General features: G+C 71.7%; 21 protein-coding genes. 13 read left to right on the forward strand and 8 right to left on the reverse strand.

Translation table 11 applies throughout. From position 1 onward, the window contains the following. Positions 1-994: DUF2332 domain-containing protein (locus tag VGD70_RS13440; protein WP_331081621.1), on the forward strand; the 994-nt coding region annotated here is incomplete at its 5' end. Between the two features lie 172 nt (positions 995-1,166). On the opposite strand, the gene VGD70_RS13445 is transcribed toward VGD70_RS13440, so the two are convergent. Then, positions 1,167-1,571 (reverse strand): NUDIX hydrolase, encoded by a 405-nt coding sequence (locus tag VGD70_RS13445; RefSeq protein ID WP_331081702.1) that lies wholly within the window; start codon positions 1,569-1,571, stop codon positions 1,167-1,169. 176 nt (positions 1,572-1,747) lie between these two features. Between VGD70_RS13445 and VGD70_RS13450 the strand changes: the two genes are divergently transcribed. The 6 genes from VGD70_RS13450 to VGD70_RS13475 are packed head-to-tail and all read left to right on the forward strand — an operon-like array spanning position 1,748 to position 5,271. Beyond that, positions 1,748-1,912, forward strand: a complete 165-nt coding sequence (locus VGD70_RS13450) for a hypothetical protein (protein ID WP_331081623.1) — start codon at positions 1,748-1,750, stop codon at positions 1,910-1,912. 18 nt (positions 1,913-1,930) lie between these two features. After that, complete coding sequence (locus VGD70_RS13455; RefSeq protein WP_331081625.1) at positions 1,931-2,491, forward strand: PH domain-containing protein; 561 nt, start codon at positions 1,931-1,933, stop codon at positions 2,489-2,491. A 38-nt stretch (positions 2,492-2,529) separates the two neighbouring features. Beyond that, positions 2,530-3,393: a PHP domain-containing protein gene (locus VGD70_RS13460; RefSeq protein WP_331081627.1), complete on the forward strand. Its 864-nt coding sequence runs from the start codon at positions 2,530-2,532 to the stop codon at positions 3,391-3,393. Then, a complete protein-coding gene (locus tag VGD70_RS13465) occupies positions 3,390-4,007 on the forward strand; it encodes a MarC family protein (RefSeq protein WP_331081629.1) in 618 nt (205 codons plus the stop codon). The genes VGD70_RS13460 and VGD70_RS13465 overlap by 4 nt, the downstream gene beginning before the upstream one ends. Before the next feature lie 59 nt (positions 4,008-4,066). Beyond that, positions 4,067-4,891 carry a RecB family exonuclease gene (locus tag VGD70_RS13470; RefSeq protein ID WP_331081704.1) on the forward strand — a complete coding sequence of 275 codons (825 nt, stop codon included), beginning with the start codon at positions 4,067-4,069 and terminating at the stop codon, positions 4,889-4,891. Next, positions 4,888-5,271: a hypothetical protein gene (locus tag VGD70_RS13475; protein ID WP_331081631.1), complete on the forward strand. Its 384-nt coding sequence runs from the start codon at positions 4,888-4,890 to the stop codon at positions 5,269-5,271. The genes VGD70_RS13470 and VGD70_RS13475 overlap by 4 nt, the downstream gene beginning before the upstream one ends. Positions 5,272-5,369: 98 nt before the next feature. Here the strand turns inward: VGD70_RS13475 and VGD70_RS13480 are convergent, their stop codons facing one another. From VGD70_RS13480 to VGD70_RS13490, 3 genes are all read right to left on the reverse strand, one after another. Then, the gene (locus tag VGD70_RS13480) at positions 5,370-6,239 is read right to left on the reverse strand and encodes an alpha/beta hydrolase (protein WP_331081706.1); all 870 of its coding nucleotides are present in this window, start codon (positions 6,237-6,239) and stop codon (positions 5,370-5,372) included. 65 nt (positions 6,240-6,304) lie between these two features. Beyond that, the gene (locus VGD70_RS13485) at positions 6,305-7,702 is read right to left on the reverse strand and encodes a hypothetical protein (RefSeq protein WP_331081633.1); all 1,398 of its coding nucleotides are present in this window, start codon (positions 7,700-7,702) and stop codon (positions 6,305-6,307) included. Between the two features lie 6 nt (positions 7,703-7,708). Continuing rightward, a complete protein-coding gene (locus VGD70_RS13490; protein ID WP_331081708.1) occupies positions 7,709-9,394 on the reverse strand; it encodes a DEAD/DEAH box helicase in 1,686 nt (561 codons plus the stop codon). 165 nt (positions 9,395-9,559) lie between these two features. Between VGD70_RS13490 and VGD70_RS13495 the strand changes: the two genes are divergently transcribed. Continuing rightward, positions 9,560-10,231, forward strand: a complete 672-nt coding sequence (locus tag VGD70_RS13495) for a ferritin-like fold-containing protein (RefSeq protein WP_331081635.1) — start codon at positions 9,560-9,562, stop codon at positions 10,229-10,231. Between the two features lie 39 nt (positions 10,232-10,270). Beyond that, complete coding sequence (locus VGD70_RS13500) at positions 10,271-10,495, forward strand: DUF3107 domain-containing protein (protein WP_331081637.1); 225 nt, start codon at positions 10,271-10,273, stop codon at positions 10,493-10,495. Between the two features lie 15 nt (positions 10,496-10,510). On the opposite strand, the gene VGD70_RS13505 is transcribed toward VGD70_RS13500, so the two are convergent. The 3 genes from VGD70_RS13505 to VGD70_RS13515 form a co-directional block, all read right to left on the reverse strand. Next, positions 10,511-11,239, reverse strand: a complete 729-nt coding sequence (locus VGD70_RS13505; RefSeq protein WP_331081639.1) for a TetR/AcrR family transcriptional regulator — start codon at positions 11,237-11,239, stop codon at positions 10,511-10,513. A gap of 10 nt (positions 11,240-11,249) precedes the next feature. Beyond that, a complete protein-coding gene (locus VGD70_RS13510) occupies positions 11,250-11,864 on the reverse strand; it encodes a DedA family protein (RefSeq protein ID WP_331081710.1) in 615 nt (204 codons plus the stop codon). Positions 11,865-11,972: 108 nt separating this feature from the next. After that, positions 11,973-12,617: a TetR/AcrR family transcriptional regulator gene (locus tag VGD70_RS13515; RefSeq protein WP_331081641.1), complete on the reverse strand. Its 645-nt coding sequence runs from the start codon at positions 12,615-12,617 to the stop codon at positions 11,973-11,975. A gap of 121 nt (positions 12,618-12,738) precedes the next feature. Here VGD70_RS13515 and VGD70_RS13520 point away from each other — a divergent pair, with 121 nt between their 5' ends. The 4 genes from VGD70_RS13520 (at position 12,739) to VGD70_RS13535 (ending at position 17,197) form a co-directional block, all read left to right on the forward strand. Further along, complete coding sequence (locus VGD70_RS13520) at positions 12,739-13,725, forward strand: alpha/beta hydrolase (protein WP_331081643.1); 987 nt, start codon at positions 12,739-12,741, stop codon at positions 13,723-13,725. A 233-nt stretch (positions 13,726-13,958) separates the two neighbouring features. Continuing rightward, positions 13,959-14,846 (forward strand): DUF3152 domain-containing protein, encoded by an 888-nt coding sequence (locus VGD70_RS13525; protein ID WP_331081645.1) that lies wholly within the window; start codon positions 13,959-13,961, stop codon positions 14,844-14,846. A gap of 104 nt (positions 14,847-14,950) precedes the next feature. Continuing rightward, complete coding sequence (gene moeZ, locus VGD70_RS13530) at positions 14,951-16,129, forward strand: adenylyltransferase/sulfurtransferase MoeZ (protein ID WP_331081647.1); 1,179 nt, start codon at positions 14,951-14,953, stop codon at positions 16,127-16,129. 279 nt (positions 16,130-16,408) lie between these two features. Continuing rightward, entirely contained in the window at positions 16,409-17,197 is a 789-nt protein-coding gene (locus VGD70_RS13535; RefSeq protein ID WP_331081649.1) for a TIGR02569 family protein, read from the forward strand. On the opposite strand, the gene VGD70_RS13540 is transcribed toward VGD70_RS13535, so the two are convergent. After that, positions 17,184-17,723, reverse strand: a complete 540-nt coding sequence (locus VGD70_RS13540; protein ID WP_331081651.1) for a hypothetical protein — start codon at positions 17,721-17,723, stop codon at positions 17,184-17,186. The genes VGD70_RS13535 and VGD70_RS13540 overlap by 14 nt on opposite strands. Between the last annotated feature and the right edge of the window lie 114 nt (positions 17,724-17,837).

The following is a 17,837-nucleotide window of genomic DNA, read 5'->3' on the forward strand; positions in this document are numbered from 1 at the left end:
GGCCGGTCTCCTCACCGCCACAGATGCGTTGTCGGCCGGCGCCACGCTGCTGTTCGCCGCGGTCCAGCGGGTCCTGCAGGCGGAGCCGTTCCACGAGCTCACCAACTACTACCCGTCGCTCGGCGGCAGCTACGGCCCCGACGGCGGGACCTGGCCGCTGTTCCGGACGTTCGTGCTCGAACGTGCCGACCGCGTCCGCGAGCTGATCGCGACGCGGGTCACCCAGACCAACGAGGTCCGCCGGGCGGCGCTCCTCTATCCGGCGGTCGCCATCGCCGCGAAGCAGGCCGGCAATCCGGTCGGCCTCCTGGAGGTGGGCGCGTCGGCGGGCCTGCTGCTCGGTATGGACACCTACGCCTACCGCTACCAGACCGAGCAGGCGGGCCAGCTCGCCGCGGGCCCGGCCAGGTCGACGGTCGGCCTGCACTGCGCGCTGGCGCTCGCGCCGGGTGCCAGCCTGCCGTCGATCCCGAAGAAGCTCACGACGGCGGCGAGGATCGGGCTGGACGCGCACCCGGTGGATCTGACGGACGAGGAGCAGTACGCGTGGCTGGAGGCGTGCATCTGGCCGGACCAGCCGGAACGCCTGCGCCTGTTCGGCGCGGCCGCGACCGCCCAGCGCAAGTCGCCCCCGGAGTTGGTGGCGGGCGATGCCGTCGAGGACCTCCCGGCCGTCGCCGCCCGCATCCCGGCCGAGGTGCCGCTGGTCGTGCTGACGAGCAACGTGCTGTGGCTGTTCGACGCGGACCGCAGGCGGGCATTCCTCGATGCGCTCGACGCGCTGGCGGTGGAGCGCCCGCTGTGGTGGGTCAGTCAGGAGGCCTACCGGTCGGCGCTGGAACCCCTGCTGCCCGGCCGCGACGACCTACGCCCCGGCGAGGGCGAGGCGACCTTCGGGACCTTGGGGCTGGTCCGCTGGTCGGACGGCCGGCCGATCGCGACCGCGTTGGCGAAGACCGCTTGGCACGGGGAACGCATGCAGTGGCTCGTCTAGGGCCTGTCTCGTAGATCATCGGGTGACGTCCTGTGCCGACCACCGGAACCTCAGGGGACCGTGACGGCACCCAGCCACCATCCACCTCGATACCCGCATTATTCGCTGGGACGCGACGCACACTTTGAATCCCGGGGAGGCGGACTAGCGCTCGCATCGGTCAGGAGGCTCGCTAGGCCCTCGGCGCCGCCTGCCACTCACGCAGCGTGTCCGCCAGCTGAGCCACCAGCTCGCCCCGTCGCTCCATCGTGTTGAAGTCGATCAAGTTCACCCAGTCGGCGGCGGCCGCGTCGTCACCTGCCCGGAGCGAGCCGCCGAGCACGGTGCAGGCGTAGTCGAAGATCTCGAAGACGCCGGAGGGGGCCGGGCGGTGGACCGAGCCGATCAACTCGCCTGGCCGGACGTCGAGCCCGGTCTCCTCGCGGAGCTCCCTGACAACCGCCTCCGCGTCCGTTTCGCCGGGTTCCACGCGGCCTCCGGGGAGCGACCAGAGGCCCTGTCCGGGCGGTGTGCCCCGCTTGATCAGCAAAAGCCGTCCCGCAGCGTCATGCACGACGGCCCCGACACACCTGACCATCGGAATATCAACACTCGCCACGAACACGCAGCGTAGCCGAAAAGCCGTACCACACGCCGAGGCTGCCCCAAGAGCGGGACTGGGCTCCCCTTCGGCCGCGCAGTGCGGTACAAGTGTTTCAGGGTATGTCAGCCAACCGACGATCATGGATCGCGTAGGACACGGAGTAGCTCGCGGTGAATGTCAAGAAGGTTCTGATAATTTCCGGCGCGGCGTTGGTTGTGTTCTTTCTCGTGACCCAACCGGTCCAGTCCGCCGCGCTCGTGACGTCCATCCTCAACACGCTGAAAGGTGCCGCCGAAGCGGTGATTACGTTCGTGCGCTCGGTTTTCCAGACCTGATCCGAGTACCGTCGAACCATGTTCGCGCCACGCGACTCCGACGAGTACCTGCTGGACTCCGAGCGCCGGGTCATCCGGGTGCGCCTGCACTGGGCGTGCCTGGCCTGGGACATCTTCGAGGCGATCGCGCTGCTGGCCGTCGCGGTGATGATCTCCTACCTGCTGCCGCCATCGATGTGGCTGCTGCAGAACATCCTGTGGTACGCGGCGCTGTTCGTGGTGCTGCGGTTCACCTACCTGGTGTTGTCCTGGTGGGTCGAGCGGATCGTGGTCACCGACAAGCGGGTCATGATGACCACGGGCATCATCACGACGAAGGTCCTGATGATGCCGATCACCAAGGTCACCGACCTCACCTACAAGCGCACGCTGGCCGGCCGCCTGCTCGGCTACGGCACGATGGTCGTCGAGTCGGCCGGTCAGATCCAGGCCCTGAACAACATCGACTACCTGCCCAAGGCCGAGCAGGTCTACGACGCCATCTCCGAGCTCGTCTTCGGCAACAAGGAGGAGCAGGCGGCCAGGTTCTCGATGATCAGGGCCCAGCGCCTGGCCCGCCGCAAGCCGATGGTGGGCTGACCGGACAGTTGCCGGACCCCTCACGTTGAATAGCGGACGTGAGGATCGATCTGCACACCCACTCCACGGCATCGGACGGCACCGACACCCCGGCCGAGCTGGTCGCCCACGCGGCGGCCGCCGGCCTGGACACGTTCGCGATCACCGACCACGACACCACCTCCGGGTGGGCCGCGGCCGTCGCCGCGCTGCCGGCCGGCCTGCGGCTGGTCCGCGGCGCCGAGCTGTCCTGCGTCAGCCCGGACGGCCGCGGCGGCTACTGCACCGTCCACCTGCTCGGCTACCTGTTCGACCCGGCGGCGGCCGCGGTGGTGGCCCAGTACGCACGCACCCGGGCCGACCGCCGGGTGCGGCTGGCCAGGATCGCCGAGAAGATGGCCGCGGACGGCCTGCCGGTCGACGCCGACGCGCTTCTCGCGGGCCTGCCGGAGGACTCGACGGCCGGCCGCCCGCACCTGGCGATGGCGCTGGTCCGGGCCGGCGTGGCCACCTCGGTCGACGACGCGTTCGCGCGGTTCCTCAACGACCGCGGCCGCTACTACGTGCCCAGCTCACGCACCCCGGTGCACGAGTCGATCGAGATGATCGCCGAGGCCGGCGGGGTCACCGTGCTCGCGCACGCGTTCGCCCACCACCGCGGGCCCACGGTCACCGCGGACGTCATCAAGGAGCTGGCCCGCATCGGGCTCGACGGCGTGGAGGTCGACCACCCCGACCACGGCCCCGAGGCGCGGGCCGAGCTGCGTGCGCTGGCCGCCGACCTCGACCTGATCATGACCGGCTCGAGCGACTACCACGGCACCAACAAGGTCATCGGGCTCGGCCAGGAGACCACCGCCCCGGAGATGCTCGAGGCCATCGCCGAGCGCGCCACGGGCGTCGAGATCGTGGCCGGGTCGTGAGTTTCTTCGACCTCCGGTTGTTCTCCGAGGCCACGATCACCCTGGTCGTGATCATGGACCCGCCGGGCACCGTGCCGGTGTTCCTCAGCCTCGTCGGCCGCCGGCCCCGGCCCGCGCGGCTGCGGGCCGCCCGCCAGGCGGTGCTGGTGTCGCTGGGCGTCATCAGCCTGTTCGCCATCGGCGGCGAGGCGATCCTGTCCTACCTGCACATCGGCATTCCGGCGCTGCAGGGCGCAGGCGGCCTGCTGCTGTTGCTGATCGCGCTCGACCTGCTCACCGGCCGGGACAGCAACCAGCCGCAGGAGGTCGAGGACGTGAACGTGGCGCTGGTCCCGCTCGGCACCCCGCTACTCGCCGGCCCGGGAGCCATCGCGGCCACCATCGTGTTCGTGCGGCAGGCCGACGGGCGGGCCGGCTCCTACCTTGCGCTGGCGCTCGCGATCGTCACCGTGCACCTCGTCCTCTGGTTGTGCCTGCGGTACTCCGGCGCGCTGATCAGGATCATCAAGGACAGCGGGATCGTGCTGCTGGCCAAGATCGCCGGTCTGCTGCTCGCTGCCATCGCCGTCCAGCTGGTGGCCGACTCGGTGCGGGGCTTCGCGGCCGGCGCCTAGCTCCGGAAGTGTCGGTGCGCTGCTCTACGGTTGGTGGCGTGCAACTCGGGTTCGACGCCATGCCCCGCAAGCTCATCAAGGTCACCCCGTCCCGCCTGTCGACCTGGATGGACTGCCCGCGCCGCTACCGGATGGCCTATGTCGACAGGCCCACGCCGCCGCGCGGGGGTGCGTACGCGCACAGCACGCTGGGTGCGGTGGTGCACAACGCGTTGCGGGCGTTCTTCGACCTGCCCGTGCGCCGGCGCACCCCCGAGACCGCGGCCGCGCTGGTCGGCCAGCACTGGAACGACGAGGGCTTCGCCGGCCCCCAACAGGCGGCGACGTACCGGGATCTGGCGGCCACCTGGGTGTCCGACTACGTCGCCGAGACCGACGTGACCGAGGACCCGATCGGCCTGGAGCGCTGGGTCTCGGCCCCGATCGGCACCATCGTCGCCGAGGGCCGGGTCGACAGGATCGACGAGCGCGACGGCGAGCTGGTCATCGTCGACTACAAGACCGGCCGAGCCGCCCTCACCACCGACGACGCCCGAGCGTCCCAGGCGCTGGCCCTCTACGCCCTCGCCGCGCGGCGGACGTTGCGCCGCCCGTGCCGCCGGGTGGAGCTGCACCACCTGCCCAGCGGGACGGTCGCCGCGTGGGAGCACACCGAGGCGTCGCTGACCAGGCACAGGGAGCGCGCGGAGGAGGCGGCCGAGGAGTTCAACCTGGCGACGGATACCCTCTATGCCGGTGGCGACCAGGATGTGTTGTTCCCGCCGCAGGTCGGGCGACAATGTGCCTGGTGTGACTTCCGGCGCAGCTGTCCCGAGGGGCAGGCGGCGGGCCCGCAGGCCGAGCCGTGGGCGTTGCTGGCGAGGGCCGACGAGGTGAAGGGATGACCTCCGTGTCAGAACCGATGAACTCGCCCACTGTGCCCTTTGCGATGTCGGGCGCCACGACGGTGGCCCTGTCCGCGGAGCCGCCCGGCTCCCGCCGCGTCACCACCCACCGAGGCGGCTTCGGCCGCGAGCTGGCCGGCGCGCTGGCCGTGGGCCTGTCGGTGCTGGCCATCGTGGTGCTGGTCTTCCAGGTGCTGGCCTGGATCCGCAACGTCCCGGGCCCCGGCGCGGCGATGGTGGGCGGGCACCTGGGCGCGGCCGTGCTGGCGGTGCTGGTGCAGCGCGTGGCGGACCGGGCGGCGGGCTGGCTGGCGGCCGTCGCGGCGGTGGCGGTGGTAGCGATCACGGCAGCCACGATGTGGCTCCTCTGGTGGGCCTGATCCCGCACGCACAGCGGCGCGAAGCGAGCGGCGAAGAGCCCGAACCCCAGCTCGAGAGCCGTTCCGGGCACTGACGCCGCGGCCGGTGGAGCGAGAACTCAGGCGGTCAGCCAGGATCGCCAGGTCGGAATGAGCGTCTCGAGCAACTCGCCAGGGTTCTCGGTGTTGGGCGAGTGCCGAGCCGCAGGGATGACGGCGAAGTCGGCGTCCAGCCGATCGGCCATGTCGCGCTGCGTCGACACGGCCCAGGCGTCGTCCTCCTCCCCACATACGACCAGGCACGGAATCCCCGACGTGTGCAGCACGCGAGCCAGCGACGACACCAGATCAGGCTCCGACCGAAGCGCCCGGGCCTTCCCGAGCAACGCGGCCGGCTGACAGCGGACAAACCGGTCGCGCATCAAGGCCGTCAGCTCGACCGAGTTCCCGGGCCGGGGCGGCGCGGCGGCATCGAGCTGTTCGCGCAGCAACTGGGCCGCCTCGATCCCATGCTGGCGCATCGCCGGCTCGCCGATGTCCAGGGCCTGGCGGCGCAGGCCGTCGGGCAGCTCGCCTGGGCCGGAGCCCATCAGCGTGAGGCCGACGATCGGCGCGCCGGCCAGCACGGCGCCGCGGGCGACGAGCCCACCGTAGGAGTGGCCGAGCAGGACGACCGGGTTGCCCTCAGCGGCAAGCTTTCCAGCGAGGTCGGCGATGACGGACCCGAGCGGCGCCGGCAGGTAGGCGTCCTCGTCGTCAGGCCCGGCGGACTCGTACTGGCCCGGCAGGTCGATGGCGATGGCGTCGAGGCCGGCGTCGGCGATGGGGTCGAGCAGCGGCGCGAAGTCCTCCTTCGAACCGGTGTACCCCGGCAGCAGCAACGCCGTCGCGGTGGGGGCCGCGGCCTTCGCGCGCAGGGCGGCGATCGGGCCGTACTGGCCGGGCAGGTCGATGCGACGACCCCGGTGCGGGCTGATCTGCGACGGCATACTCACCCTTCGAGTGTGCCTCATGCCACCTCGAACTGTCGTAGAGCTGAGGTGGACTCACCGGGTCAGCGCAGCGCCACGAGCGTTTCGCCCCGCTGCTCGTAGACCATCGGGCCCAACGTCGACATGGTGACCGGCCCCCGGTAGCCACCGCGGTCCACCGGGATCGTGCCGACCGGCTTGCCGTCGGTGGGGTCGAGCACGGCGAGGCCGTTGCCGACCGGAACCAGCATCTGGCCGGCGAAGAGCGTGCCCGGGCCCTGCGCGTCCTCCACCGTCCACAGTGGACTCAGGTCTGCGAGGGACAGCGCGATCGTCCGCGAGCCGGTGAACCAGTAGACCGCGCCGGGCGTGCGGGTGGTGGCCACGACGTGCCCGGCCGGGTCGCCATCGAGGTCGCCCGGGGCGAGCGAGAGCGGGTGGCTCGCCACCTGAACGCCCTTCTCGTCGAGCACCACCAGCCGCGCCGGGTTGGGCACCACGACCGCGGTGCACTGCTGGACGTCGTTCTCGTCCTGGGCGTTGATGCGGCACTGGTCGCTCATCGCGACCACCCGCGCGCCTTTGCTGCCGAGCACGACGCTGGCCACGACCTCGGGCTTCTCCGAGTCGTTGTTGCCGGTGGCCCGGTAGACGGTGAGCCGGTCGGTCGCGTCCTGCGGGCACCGCTCGACGACCGCGATCCGGCCCTGCACCACCGCGACCGAGCCGTACGTGCACCCGGTACGCGGCTGCTTGTCCGGGTTCACCAGCGTCGGCACCTTGCCGTACTCCATGGTCTGCACGAGGTCCGACCGCCACGTCGTGAGCAGCTCGCCGCCGGTGGTGGTGACGTAGCTGCCGTCGAACAGCAGCCGGGTCCCGAGCTCGGCGTCGGAGTTGCGCTGGCCGCCGAACGGCTTGTCGCGGTGCTCGTTCGGCTCCGGCGGCTTGCCCCGCTTGCCCGTGCCCGGGTCGAACGCGGTGACCTCACTGCAGCCACCGGGCCTGCGCGGGTCGTCGGAGGGCAGGTAGTTCGCCGACTTCGCGTACACCGCGATCGCCATCGTCCAGGCGGCGGACACGGTGCACAGCGGCAGGTCGCGCGAGTACCGCCAGCGCACCTCGCCGGTGAGCGGGTCGCGGCCGACCACCTCGCCGCCGTTGCCGGTGACCACGGTGGTCTTCGTCGTCACCGGCTGGGGAGTGGCGGCGCTCGCGGCGCGCCACGTCTCGCCCAGCGAGGGCGGGAATGTCTTCGGCAGCGCCGGCTCGGTCGCCCGGCCGGCGTAGGTCTGCGACGTCGTCGCTCGGATGTCGCTGGACCGCCACACCAGCAGGCCCACGACCAGCGCGACGACCGCGATGAGCGCGACGAGGAAGACGTCACGCTTGCGGCGGAAGCGGGAGCGCTCGACCGGCTCGTGGTTCGCCGGTTCCGCGCCCCCGTCGAGCACGTCCTCGTCCCCGATGTCGTGGGTCACGAGGTGTCAGTCTGCCGAAGGCGCTGTTTCGGTCGTGTTCGGTGTCTCGCCCGCGCTCTCGACGCCGCCCCGGCTGCGCCTGCGGCGCCGCTGCTGGCGGGCCGGCCGGTCGGACCGGCTGGCCGGCGAGGTGCTCGGCGTCTCGGCGGCCGGCTCGGCCTGCTGGCTCTCGCCGCCGCGGCTGCGCCGGCGACGCCGCCGCTGCCGGTCGCCGGTCTCGCCCTCGGTGGTGTGCGACCGCTCGCGCTCGCCGCCGGTCTCGCTCTTGGCCCCGGCGCGGGTGCGCCGGGTGCGGCCCCGGCCGCGGCCACCGCCGCCGAGGTCCTCCTCCGGCTCGGCCGCCAGGCCCGCCCGGGTGCGCTTGGCCAGCGGCAGCCGGCCGGTCGAACCCTCGGGGATGCCCAGGTCGGCGAACAGGTGCTCGGAGGTGGAGTAGGTCTCCACCGGCTCCGGGATGCCCAGGCCGAGCGTGTCGCTGATGAGCTTCCAGCGCGGCTCCTCGTCCCAGTCGACGAGGGTGATGGCGACGCCCTCGCGCCCGGCGCGGCCGGTGCGGCCGATCCGGTGCACGTACGCGCCGTCGTCCTCCGGGCACTGGTAGTTGATCACGTGCGTGACGCCCTCGATGTCGATGCCGCGCCCGGCCACGTCGGTGGCGATGAGCACGTCGACCTTGCCGGCGCGGAACGCGCGCAGCGCCTGCTCGCGGGCGCCCTGGCCCAGGTCACCGTGCACGGCCGCGACCGCGAAACCGCGCTCCGCGAGGTCGTCGGCGACCTTCTGGGCGGTGCGCTTGGTGCGGCTGAAGACCATCGCCAGCCCGCGGCCCTGGGCCTGCAGGGCCCGCGCCACGACCTCGATCTTGTCCAGCGAGTGCGCCCGGTAGACGAACTGGTGGGTGCGCTCGTGGATGGCGCCGGCGTCGGTCTCCTCGGCCCGGATGTGCGTGGGCTGGTGGAGGAACGTGCGGGCCAGCGTGATGATCGGACCCGGCATGGTGGCCGAGAACAGCATGGTGTGCCGCTGCTCGGGGACCATCCGCAGGATCCGCTCGATGTCGGGCAGGAAGCCCAGGTCGAGCATGCGGTCGGCCTCGTCGAGCACCAGCGCGGCGACCTTGCCGAGCACCAGGTGGCGCTGTTCGGCCAGGTCGAGCAGCCGGCCCGGGGTGCCGACCACGATGTCCACGCCCTTGCGCAGCGCCTCGATCTGTGGCTCGTACGGGCGGCCGCCGTAGATGGACAGCACCCGCACGCCGAGGTACTTGCCGGCGTCGGTGAGGTCGTGGGTGACCTGCAGGCACAGTTCGCGGGTGGGCACGACGATGAGCACCTGCGGCGTGCCGTCGCCCGGGGTGGTGATCCGCTGCAGCAGCGGCACGCCGAAGCCGAGCGTCTTGCCGGTGCCCGTGCGGGCCTGGCCGATGACGTCCTCGCCGGCGAGCGCCAGCGGCAGCGTGAGCTCCTGGATCGCGAAGGTCCGCTCGATACCGGCCTCGGCGAGCGCCCGGACGATCTCCGCGTGCACGCCGAACTCGGCGAACGTGGGGGAGTCGTCGCGGACCGGCGCGCCGGCCTGGAGCGGGTGTGAGATGTCAGTCTCGGGGACGCCGGCCTCGCTGTGCTCCAGCGTGACGGGGTCTACCTCGGTCTCGGTCGAATGGTTGTTGTGGTTGTCCGTGTTGACGGTGATCGTGTCTCTCCCTCTAGTCCAGCGCGCTCCGCCCTGGACGGGCCGCTCAACCACACCTGGCGGTGCGGGAGGGCCGGCGAGGCGCGCACACCCTCTGAACGCGGCTTGAGAAAGCTCGCGTCCTGGTCAGTCTACCTGCGTCGGCGGCCGGATACCCTCTGGCCCATGAGCGACGCGGCTGGTGAGGTCGGGAAAAGCCCCATCGACCCTGGGATCGTCGACCTGTTGGGAGTCCTGGCCTACGGCGAGCTCTCCGCGTTCGACCGGCTTTCCGAGGACGCGCGCACCGCCCCGACGCTGCCCGGGCGCGCCGCGCTGTCCGCGATGGCCGCCGCCGAGATCGGCCACTACACGCGTATCGACGCCTTCCTCGCCGGGCACGGGGAGGACGTGCAGGACGCCATGCGGCCGTTCATCGGGCACTTCGACACCTGGCACGCCTCGACCGCGCCGCGCTCGTGGCTGGAGTCGCTGGTCAAGGCCTACGTGGGGGACGGGCTCGCGGCCGACCTGTACCGCGAGATGGCCAGCTGGCTCGACCACGAGACCCGCGAGCTGGTCACCGAGGTGCTCGCCGACACCGGGCACTCCGCGTTCGCCGAGCGCGAAGTCCGGGCGGCGATCGAGCGGGACCGGACCGTGCGCGACCGGCTGACGCTGTGGGGCCGGCGGCTGCTGGGTGAGGCGTTGACCCAGGCCCAGTACGTGGTGGCCGAGCGGGACGGGCTCGCCGAGCTGATCGTCAGCGGTACCGGCGACCTCGCGGGAATCGCCGCGCTGTTCCGGCGGTTGCAGCAGGCACATGGCAGGCGGATGACCGCGCTCGGTCTCGGCTAGCCTTGTCGGGTCAACCCATGCAGTGAGGCGGAGGTCTTCGTGGAGGTCAAGGTCGGAGTCGCGGACACCGCGCGGGAGATCGTGCTCAACAGCACGCAGTCACCCGACGAGATCGAGTCCCTCGTCGCGGCCGCGCTGAAGGACTCCGCCGGCACGCTCAGCCTGATCGACGACAAGGGGCGCCGGTTCGTGGTGCCCTCCGCGCGGGTCGCCTACGTCGAGATCGGCACGGCCGACAGCCGCCGGGTGGGCTTCGCCACGTAGCCCTGGGCCGGACCCTCAGCCGGCCGTTCCGTCGGCGCCGTCGCGGCGCACCTCGGACAGCTTCACGACCTTGTTCACCTCGAGTGGTTTGTTCGGATCGAGCGCGATGCCCTGCGCGCGGGTGAAGCCGTCGATCGCCGACCAGATGATCTGGGTCAGGTACTCGACCACCGCGTCGCGGCTCATCGTGCGGCGCTCGAGCCACCACTCGCTGACGTTCTGCACCATGCCGACGATCCCGTGCGCCCACGGCTCCGCGCCGCCGGAGTCCATGTTGAGCGAGCGCAGGTAGTCGCCGAGCAGGGTGCTCAGCGCGTTGGCGATCAGCTCCTTGTCCTCGGCGACGATGTCCTGCTCGACGGTCGCCTTGGCGAACGAGCGGCGGACCAGCACGCGGTAGAGGTGCGGGTGCTCCTCGACGGTGGAGAAGAACGCGTCGAGGCTCTTGCGGATGCGGGGGACCGGCGCCTCCTCGTTGTTGAGCGCCGGGATGAGCCGGTCGAAGAGGATCTCGGTGCCCCGCTGCCCGAGGGCGACGAACAGGTCCGCCTTGTCGGCGAAGTGCCGGTATAGCACGGGTTTGGTGACCCCGGCCTCCGCGGCGATGTGGTCCATGCCGACATCGGGCCCGTGCTCGGCGAGTGCCCGCATGGCCGCCTCGACGAACTCGGCCCGCCGCGCAGCCCGGTGCGACCGCCAGCGGTCCCGTCTGGCGTCCCCGGTGCTGTCGGGTTCTCTGGACATCCTGAGAACGCTACTCCTGGCAACGACCCTCGCCGACGCGCCGGCCCACCTCGATCAACGCGGCCAGCACCAGGCCGATCGCGAAGGCCAGCATCAGCCCGACCACGGGGTGCTCGGCGAACGCCACGCCGCCGACGAAGCCGATCGCCGTGGCGTAGGTGGCCCACACGGTGGTCGCGACGGCGTCGACGACGAGGAACCGGCGCGCCCGGTAGCCGAGCGCGCCGGCGGACAGCATCGCCGCCACCCGGCCGCCGGGCAGGTAGCGGCCGGCGAGGATCAGCAGGTCACCGCGCCGGCGCAGCTGCTCCTCGGCCCACCGGTGCAGGCGCCGCCCGCGCTCGCCGCGGTCGAGCATGGCCACCACGCCCGGCCCGGCCCGCTGGCCGACGACGTAGCCGAGCCAGTCGCCGGCCATCGCGCCGACGGCCGCCACCACGACCAGCAGCAGGAGCAGGGTCGGGCTGGGGGTGACCAGCACGGCGACGATGATGACCGTGGTCTCGCTGGGCATGAACGGCAGCACCGCGTCGAGCCCGGCGACGAGGAGGACGACGAGCCACACCCACGGCGTGTCCAGCATCCCGGTGAGCTCCCCGGTGACCCGGTTGAGCACCTCGAACATGCCCGTCACAGGGTCAATACTGCGGGTAACCGGTCGGGCACACCACGTCCTCCCGGTGAAGTTCCGGGGGACATCCGGGAAGCGTCAGGAGCGGTGTCAGGAGCAGTGTCAGGAACTCTGCAGCGGGTAGCCGCCGCCGATGCCCTTCCACGCCAGCGTCGAGATCAACCCGACGGCTTCCTCCTTGGCCATCGAGCGGTTGTTCGCCAGCCACGAGCGGGCCGCCACCTGGCTGATCCCCACCAGCCCCACCGCCAGCAGCGACGCCCGCTCCTCGTCGAGGCCGGCGTCCGCGGTGATCGTCGCGGTGATCGCCTTCACGCAGGCGTCCGTGCCGCGGTCGATCGCCGCCTGCACCGCGGGCTCGCCGCGCAGGTCGGACTCGAACACCAGCCGGTACGCCTGGCTCTCGCCGTCCACGAAGTCGAAGTACGCGCTGACCGCGTTCTGCACGCGCAGCTTGTTGTCGGTCGTCGACTCCATCGCGTCGCTGACCCGCATGATCAGCTCATCGACGTGCATCTCCAGCAGCGCCATGTACAGCTCGAGCTTGCCGGGGAAGTGTTGGTAGAGCACCGGCTTGGACACCCCGGCCCGCTCGGCGATCTCGTCCATGGCCGCCGCGTGGTAGCCGTTGGCGGCGAAGACGTCCTGCGCCGCGTTGAGCAGCTGGGCCCGCCGCGCCGTCCGCGGCAGCCGCGCCGCCCGGTTCGCCTGGGCCTGCCCGGCCAAGCCCTGCATCGTCTCCGACATGCCGCCTCCCACGCGCGTCACTCCTTCCGGGTCGGGGTTGCCGACCCGTGCGGGTGACATGACACTACTCGCGGGTAACGGGTATCCGCGACGCTCGGCCGAAGTCACGGATACTGGACGGATGAGCATCAGCGCCGTGACCAGGCCTCCGGTCACTCACGTCCCCCTCTCCGACGCCGTGCTGCCGCCGGTCGACATGTCGATCCCGCCCTGGCCCGGCGCCGACCAGACCTCCGGTGGGGTCACCCTGCACGTGCGCCGCACCCCCGGTCCGGCCTCGGCCGACGCCACCGCGGTCTACGTGCACGGACTGGGCGGGTCCGCCACCAACTGGACCGACCTGGCCGGCCAGCTCTCGGGGCACGTCCCGGGCATCGCCATCGACCTGCCCGGGTTCGGCCGCACCGAGCCGCCGGAGCACTTCGACTACTCGATGCCGGCGCACGCGGACACCGTGGCCCGGTTCATCCGCGGCCTCGGCGCGGGCCCGGTGCACCTGTTGGGCAACTCGATGGGCGGCGCGATCTCGATGCTGCTCGCCTCCCGCCACCCCGAGCTGGTGCGCACGCTGACGCTCATCTCGCCCGCGGTGCCCGACCTGCGGCCCTACCTGTCCCGCATGTCCGACCCGCGGCTCGCCATCGCTTACCTGCCGCTCGTGGGCCCGTCCGTGCGCAGACGGCTGGCCAGGGAGGACGTGGACACGCGGGTCCTGCGCCTGCTCGCCCTCTGCTTCGCCGAGCCCGACCGCATCCCGGAGTCCCGCAAGCGCGAGGCGGCCGACGAGTTCCGCGAGCGCGAGCGGCTGGTGTGGTCCAACCCGGCGCTCGCCCGCAGCACTGTCGGGCTGTTCCGCACCTGGCTGGTGCCGCGGTCGCGCTCGCTGTGGACGATCGCGCCCACCATCAGCGTGCCGACCCTGGTCGTCTGGGGTGCCAAGGACAGGCTCGTCACCGTCCGCAAGGCGCCGCGGACCGCGACCTTGCTGCCCCGCGGCCGGATGCTCGTGCTGCCGCGCACCGGGCACGTGGCGCAGATGGAGCGCCCCGGCACGGTGGCCCGCGCGGTCCTCGGCATGTGGGAGCAGGCCGACGCCGGCCGCTGGTAACGGTTGCGGGGGCCGATCGGTTCACCACCGTGAAGGGACTCACTCGGCCGGGCTCGGCCGGGCGTGTTCTGTGACGCCTGTGGCACCCTGTTTGCGTGAACAAACGGGCGACGCAGGATCGGTACCGCGCGGGCGGGCGCCGGACCTCTGCGCAGCCCCTGGTTGCCTCCTGGCGTCCCGCCGACCAGCCGCCCCGGCGGGGCCAGCGGAAACGGCCTGAGCGCAAGGGTGGCGTGCGGGGTTTCGTGGCCGCCTACGGCTGGCGGGTCTACGCCGTCCCGGTGCTGGTCGCCATCACCGTGCTCGTGCTCATCCAGACCACCGGCCCGGACACCTCGGGCGCCAGCGCGCAGAACGCCGGTCAGCGGCTGCCGGCCGGCGACGCGCCCGCCGAGGACGCACCGGCCGACCCCAAGGTCACCGAGCAGCCCGCGGTGCCGCCGGATGTCAACATCCCCACCGCGGAGCTCCCCAACGGCGCCGGGTTCGCCCAGCACGGCCAGGGCGCGTGGGACGTGCTCCCGGGCACCGGCAAGCGCATCGGCAACTCCGGCGAGTTCTTCACCTACACGATCGAGGTCGAGCGCGGCATCGACCTCAAGCCCTACGGCGGCAACGACTCGTTCGCCTCGCTCGTCGACGCCACGCTCGCCGACCCGCGCGGCTGGGCGTCCACCGGTCAGGTGTCCGTGCAGCGGGTGGACGGCAGCCAGCAGCCGGACATCCGGATCAGCCTGTCCACCCCGGACACCGTGCACAGGCCGGACTACTGCGGCTTCTCGATCAGGTACGAGTCGTCCTGCTGGCGGCGCAGCGAGAGCCGGGTGATGATCAACCTGGCCCGCTGGGTGCGCGGCGCGGTCGCCTTCGGTGGGGACATGGGCAGCTACCGGTCCTACGCCATCAACCACGAGATCGGCCACGCGTTCCGCCGCGGGCACGTCGGCTGTGCCAAGAACGGCGACCTCGCGCCGGTGATGATGCAGCAGACGTTCGGGGTGGCCAACAACTACGTCGCGCAGCTCAACAACCAGGCGGGCAACGTCGACCCTGTGGTCGCGGACGGCAAGGTGTGCCGGTACAACCCCTGGCCCAACCCGCAGGCGCGCCCGCCGAGCTGAGCTGTGCGCGTCCCGCCATGTGGGAACGAAGGAAGACGCGACGGGACGAATGCGTTGAACCTGAGCAGACTGGGGAGCACGGGTACGCGCGTCAAGGAGGAACCATGGCAGGCAGTTTGCCGCCGCTGGTCGAACCGGCTGAGGAGCTGACCAAGGAGGAGGTCGCCCGCTACAGCCGACACCTGATCATCCCCGATGTCGGGGTCGACGGGCAGAAACGGCTCAAGAACGCCAAAGTGCTGGTGGTCGGCGCCGGTGGGCTGGGCAGCCCCGCGCTGCTCTACCTCGCCGCGGCCGGGGTCGGCACGCTCGGCGTCGTCGACTTCGACATCGTCGACGAGTCCAACCTGCAGCGTCAGGTCATCCACGGGATCTCCGACGTCGGCAAGCCCAAGGCCCTGTCGGCCAAGGAGTCGATCGCCGAGATCAACCCGTTCGTCACGGTGAACCTCCACCAGGAGCAGCTCACCTCGGACAACGCGCTGGACATCTTCCGGCCCTACGACCTGATCCTCGACGGCACGGACAACTTCGCCACCCGGTACCTGGTCAACGACGCGGCGGTGCTGTTGGGCAAGCCGTACGTGTGGGGCTCGATCTTCCGGTTCGAGGGCCAGGTGAGCGTGTTCTGGGAGGACGCGCCGAACGGGCAGGGCCTCAACTACCGCGACCTCTACCCCGAGCCGCCGCCGCCCGGGATGGTGCCGTCGTGCGCCGAGGGCGGTGTCCTCGGCGTGCTGTGCGCGTCGATCGGCTCGGTGATGGTCACGGAGGCGATCAAGCTGCTCACCGGCATCGGCGAGCCGCTGCTGGGCCGACTCATGGTCTACGACGCCCTGGAGATGTCGTACCGGACCATCCGGATCCGCAAGGACCCGGAGTCCAAGCCGATCGAGGGCCTCATCGACTACGACGCCTTCTGCGGCGTGGTCTCGGACGACGCCCAGAACGCGGCCGCCGGCCACACGATCACCCCGCGCGAGCTGAAGGAGAAGTTCGACCGGGGCGACGACTTCGCCCTGATCGACGTCCGCGAGCCGCACGAGTACGAGATCGTGTCCATCCCCGGCGCGGTGCTGATCCCGAAGGACAGGATCCTGTCGGGCGAGGCGCTGGCGGAGCTGCCCCAGGACAAGCCGATCGTGCTGCACTGCAAGTCGGGCGGCCGGTCCGCGGAGGCGCTGGCGGCCCTGCACAAGGCAGGCTTCGCCGACGCCGTCCACGTGGGCGGCGGCGTTCTGGGTTGGGCGAGGGACGTGGACCCGAGCCTGCCGACGTACTGATCGCTGAAACTTGATTTGGTGAGGCTTGTTGGTGAGCAGCGACCTGCGGCTCACCAACAAGCAGAAGCGAAGCGAGCCGAGTCCGCCAGCGCGAGTGAGCGTCAGCAAGAGCCGCGCCGCGGGGGCCGCGGCCTCCGGCCCCCGGTATCCATTCTACGAACCAGCACCGACAAAATCGGCCGAGCGAACCCGGCCCTGTGGACAACTCACGGGCGGACAACCCTCCGGTGCAGCCCGCCCACGTGGTGATCCACGCGGAACGCGGTAGCGTGCGACATCGTGAGTGCGTCCCCACCGCCCCTGCACGTCCGTGCGGCGTTCGGCACCAAGGAGATCGAGCCCGAGCTCATCGACGCCGGGCCGCTGTGGCGGTGTGGCGACATCGCCCTGCGGCCCATCACCAACCCGGCCGAGGCGTCGTGGGTCGCGCAGACCCTCGGTGACCTGCACGTTCCCGAGATCCGGATCGGTCGGTCGCTGCGGGCCAGCGACGGGCGCTGGGTCGTCGGCGGGTGGGCCGCGTTCCGGCACGTCGAGGGGCGGCCCGAGCCGCGCTACGACGAGGTCGTCGCCGCCTCGCTGCGGCTGCACAAGGCCACCGCCGACCTGCCGGTCCCACGGTTCCTCTCCGCCCGGACGGACGTCTTCGCCGTGGCGGACCGGGCCGCCGCCGGCACCGAGGACGCGCCGCTCGACCCCGCGCTCGGCGGGCGCCTCTTCGACGTCCTCGCCGGGGCGCGCAAGCCGCTGAGCGCCAAACCGCAGGTGGTGCACGGCGACCTCTTCGGCAACGTCCTCTTCGCCGGCGACGCGGCGCCGGGGATCATCGACTTCACCGCCTTCCACCGGCCCGCCGAGTGGGCCGCCGCGGTGGTCGTCGTCGACGCGCTGGCCTGGGGCGGTGCGGACGAGGGCATCCTGAAGCGCTGGTCACACCTGGCCGACTGGCCGCAGGCGCTCCTGCACGCGCTGCTCTTCCGGCTCGCCGTGCACGCCCTGCACCCGCACTCCACCGAGCAGTCCCTGCGCGGCCTCGAACGCGCCGCGCACCAGATCAGAGACCTGTGACCGTCGGCCCGAAGAGGGCCCACAGCAGCCCGGCGCACACCTGGATCGGGTGACCGTCCATGATCACCGCGCCCGCGAGCAGCAGCACGACCGCCACCCCGACGGCGACGGCGTCGACCCGCACCGGTCGCAGCAGCATCGCCGCGATGAGCGTGAACGGCAGCCCGCCGGCGACATACCCCAGTACCAGCTGAACCGGGAGCGAGAACCCCCCGGCGAACGTGGCCGCGGCCGCGTACCCCCAGCCGGCGAGCCCCGCCACCCCGACCAGCACGGTCCACAGCACGCGCCCGCGCACCTCGTCCGGCAGCCAGCTGACCTCACCCGTGCCCCACGCCAGCAACCCCAGCGCGGCGAACAGGGCCGCGAGCATGCCCAGCACCCCGAGCAGCGACAGCACGGGCAACGTGTCGAGCGGCGACACCGGCAGCCCGCCCCGGTCGAGCGTGAACAGCACCGCGAGCGTGCCGGTCGTCGCCGACCCCACGACCCACGTCCCCACGAGCTGCCGGCCCACCAGGCTCATCGAGTGCCCCTTCCTCACCGCCGTGCGCCGGGAAACATAGCGGTACCGCGCAGTGCGTCACTCGGCGGAATAATTGAGGACGCAACTACCTTGGGGTGGACATAGGATCGAGCA

It is taken from the genome of Actinophytocola sp. (genome assembly GCF_036402745.1).
In the GTDB taxonomy this organism is placed as follows: Bacteria; Actinomycetota; Actinomycetes; order Mycobacteriales; family Pseudonocardiaceae; genus Actinophytocola.